Below are 2,897 nucleotides of genomic sequence, written 5' to 3'. Positions count from 1 at the left end.
GGCCACCACACCCGCCCCCGGCGAACCCCATGGGCACCCCTGCCAGGCCGCCCAGGCCGCGCAGGCCGCCCCGCAGGGAAGGCCGCCCCACCCGGCCGCACCCGATCCACCACCGCCATCCCGCCCCGGAACACCGCGGCCGGCACGACGACGCAGACCAGCGCCCAGAAGAGCGTCACGCCCCAGGGCCGCCCCACACCCCACGGCTGTTCGGCGAGCACCTCGCCGCCGAACTTCAGGGAGACCGTGTAGTCGCCGTACGCCCCGGCCGTCAGCTCCMCCGGCAGGGTGACGCGGGCCTTCCCGCCGGGACGGATGGTGCCGCGCCACCGCCGCTCCTCCCACTGCGGGGCGAACACGCCGTGCGAGGTGCCCACCTGGAAGACCGGGTCCTTCACGGCGGCGGTGCCCACGTTCCCGACGGTGAGGACGAGGTCGCGGGAGGGCGGCGCGCCGAACCAGGTGAGCAGGCCGCTCGCCCCGTCCAGGCGCGTGTCGCTGAGCGCGGACAGCCGCGCGGCGCTGTCCTGCTTGGGCAGCGGTTCCACCTCGTGGCCCGCGACCAGGAACGGCGCGTCGGCGTCGGCCTTCGCCCCGGTGACGGTCGCGACATGCACCACGCACGGACACGGCTCCGGCGGCTCGGCGACCGGCAGCTTCCGCGTGAAGCGGCCCTCGGCGTCGGTGGTGACGGCCCGCCCGTCGGCGTTGGCGCAGGAGTCGGTGCCGCCGGTCGCCCCCCGGTCGGTGGCGGACCGGCCGCAGACGAGGATCATCAGCAGGGCGTCCGCCCGCCACCCGCTGCCGCTCACCGTGATCGAGCCGCCCGTCCCCGCCTGGGACCTGGACAGCTCCACCCGCGGCTGCTCCGCCGCGGAGGCGGTCCCCGCACCCGGGGCGTACGGACCGAACAGGCCGAGGACGCCGGACAGCCCGAGCGCGAGCACCACCGCCACGACGCCGGTCCGCACCCCCGCGGCCGTACCGCGCGTACCGCGCCCCGTACCGCGCCCGCCACCGTCCACGTCACCGCTCCCGTCGGCTCGACGTCCGTACGCGGCTGTCGTCGACCCCGCCCACCGGCTCAGCCGCGGGCCCGGTGGCGCCGGTTCAGCCACAGCACGCCCGCCGCGCCCGCCAGCAGCACGGTGCCGCCGAGCGTGCCCAGGGCGATCGCGGAGTCCTCGGGACCGGTCCGCGGCAGTTCCCCGCCGTCCGCCGCGGCGCCCTGGGAGGAACCGCCTGCGGTGTCGCCGCCGCCGGCCGCCGTGACGTCCAGGGACAGCGAGGGCCCCGGGCTGTTGGAGGGCGTGCAGGTGGTGGTCGTGCCGAGCGCCTCGATGGTCAGCACGCCCGCGGTGAAGGTGACCTCGCCGGTCTTCTTCGGGGTGTACGTCCCGGTCAGGTCGGTGATCTTGATGGGGGTGTTGGCGGGTACCGCCTCCGGGTTGGAGGGGCCCTTGACCGACACGGTGCCGCTGTCGGCGCCGCCGAGCCTGATGACGGCGCTCGGGTTCATCGCCCCCTTGCCCAGTTCGACGGGGCTGGAGGAGACGCCCTTCTCGAAGGTCATCGTGAGCCGGTAGCCGCTGCCGCTCCTGACGCCCTTGATGTCGATGGGCGAGACGGCGGACTTGTCACCGATCGGCGTCTTGCACTGGTAGTTGACGTCCACCACGTCGGCCCGGGCCGCGGGGGCGGCCAGCAGCACCGCCGAGCCGGCCAGGGCCGCGGCGGAAGCGAGCGCGGCGGTCCGTTTCTGGTACATCCGGTATGGCACGGTCCCTCACTCCCGAAGGCGTTCCCGACACCGTTCCTGACGGGACATCAGATGGGCCGTCAAGGTACGCCCGACGCCTTACCGAGGGAAGACAAAGCGCGTGCCGGATCCACCAGGACCCGGCACGCGCTCAAGAGAAAGAGGCGCCCCAAAGGGGCGCGGGGCTGTTCCGATGTGCGGCTCCGCCGCGTGGGCGCGACCAGCCCCCACCGGACCCGCGGACGAACACGCGGGGGCGACGCCGAGCCACAGCGGAGCGCTACGCCGGAGCGCCCAGCTCCGCCCAGACCGTCTTCCCGGCCACTCCCGGCGTACGGATCACGCCCCAGTCCAGGCACAGCCGCTGCACGATGAACATGCCGTGCCCGCCGGGCCGCCCGGCCCGGTGCGGGGTCCGCGGCGCGGGCTGCCCCGACCCCTGGTCGGAGACCTCGATCCGCAGCACCTTCTTGTCGCAGGAGATCCAGAGCTCGTCCGGCCCCTCCGCGTGCAGGCAGGCATTGGTGACGAGCTCGGAGACGACCAGGAGGACATCCTCCGCCGCGGCCCGCTGGTCGGCGGTGTCCGCGGGGAGCCAGCCCCAGTCGTACAGTGCCTGGCGGGCGAAGTCGCGGGCGAGGGGAACGACCCCGCTCTGCCCGTCGAAGTTCAGCCGACGGTCCTGACGCCCGGGGGGCGTACCGCCCGGAGAGGCCCCCGTACCGCCCGGAGAGGTCCCGGAAGCGCCGCCGTCACCCGGTTCCGGGCCGCGGTCGCCCGGCGAGTAAGGCCGGGTGGTGCTCATCAGCGCTTCACCTCACCGATTCACCAGTTCATGATTCAAGACTTGGGTCCCAGCACACTCAGCACGCCGTAACAGCTCTGGACACTCGTGGTCAGGAAGTGGTCCGGGACTGCCGCGCGGTCGCCGCTCGGTCTGTTGACATATTCAGGATGTCTCCTGCCCGACCGAACCGTCAGAACACCCACTTATTCGGTACGGATGATGTGACTCTGATAACGCGTTGATCACATAGAGGCAACCCAGGCATAACTCTGCCGCAGAACCGCACCTCGGGGCGGCTATTCACCTCGATCGGCCGTGGGCCGATCGGCCCCGGACGCACCGCCCCCGGAT

At 73.3% G+C, this 2,897-nt stretch carries 3 protein-coding genes; all 3 read right to left on the bottom strand.

Annotated elements, in window-relative coordinates; genetic code table 11:
- The coding region (locus FGF04_RS38655) for a hypothetical protein (RefSeq protein WP_408055727.1) at window positions 1-956 on the bottom strand (956 nt) is incomplete at its 3' end.
- Between the two features lie 128 nt (window positions 957-1,084).
- Window positions 1,085-1,768 (bottom strand): LPXTG cell wall anchor domain-containing protein, encoded by a 684-nt coding sequence (locus FGF04_RS38650; RefSeq protein ID WP_149516067.1) that lies wholly within the window; start codon window positions 1,766-1,768, stop codon window positions 1,085-1,087.
- 271 nt (window positions 1,769-2,039) lie between these two features.
- Window positions 2,040-2,564, bottom strand: coding sequence for an ATP-binding protein (locus tag FGF04_RS38645; protein WP_149516066.1), 525 nt, complete (start codon window positions 2,562-2,564; stop codon window positions 2,040-2,042).
- Between the last annotated feature and the right edge of the window lie 333 nt (window positions 2,565-2,897).

It is taken from the genome of Streptomyces apricus, from assembly GCF_008369065.1.
Taxonomy (GTDB): domain Bacteria; phylum Actinomycetota; class Actinomycetes; order Streptomycetales; family Streptomycetaceae; genus Streptomyces; species Streptomyces apricus.
This window is presented reverse-complemented; position numbering and strand designations above follow the sequence as displayed.